Source organism: Paraburkholderia sp. SARCC-3016 (genome assembly GCF_031119615.1).
Lineage (GTDB): Bacteria > Pseudomonadota > Gammaproteobacteria > Burkholderiales > Burkholderiaceae > Paraburkholderia.
The window spans coordinates 1-605 of sequence record NZ_JAVHZD010000111.1 but is presented as its reverse complement, the minus strand read 5'-3'; the positions used below and the strand labels follow the sequence as shown (position 1 = coordinate 605).

The window sequence follows — 605 nt, the reverse complement described above, 5'->3', positions numbered from 1 at the left end:
CCGCCTTGCGGCCTGGCGCAAGCAGCAGACCGACGCGGTCAACGAGCATCCGGAGGGCGCGGCGTGACGGCTTCGAACGCAGTGGAGCTGAAGCCGGGCGACACCATTGGAATCCTCGGCGGCGGACAATTGGGCCGGATGCTGGCGATGGCCGCGGCGCGCCTCGGGCTCCGCTGCCAGGTGTTTTCGCCGGATCCGGACTCCCCGGCGTTCGACGTGGTGCAGAACGCGACCTGCGCGGAATATGCCGACGTCGAGGCGCTCGAACTGTTCGCCAACGATGTCGACGTCGTCACCTATGAGTTCGAGAATGTCCCGGCCGCGACCGCGATGGTGCTCGCCGCGCGGCGCCCGGTGCTGCCGGCCTACAAGATCCTGGAGACCACGCAGGACCGGCTGATCGAGAAGGATTTCATCAGCAAGCTCGGCATCGGCACGGCCGACTACGCCGACGTGTCCTCGGTCGGCACGCTGCGCACGGCAATCGAACGCATCGGCCTGCCCGCGGTGATCAAGACCCGCCGCTTCGGCTATGACGGCAAGGGCCAGGCCATCATCCGCGAGGGCGATGACCTCGAACAGGTCTGGGAGGACCTCGGCACCAA

Annotated in this window: 1 protein-coding gene; it reads left to right on the top strand. The window is 67.6% G+C overall.

The window, feature by feature from the left end; all coding sequences use genetic code 11:
* Nucleotides 1-63: 63 nt before the first annotated feature.
* Nucleotides 64-605 (top strand): ATP-grasp domain-containing protein (locus tag QYH69_RS35970; protein ID WP_308836349.1); only part of this gene is annotated, 542 nt, incomplete at its 3' end.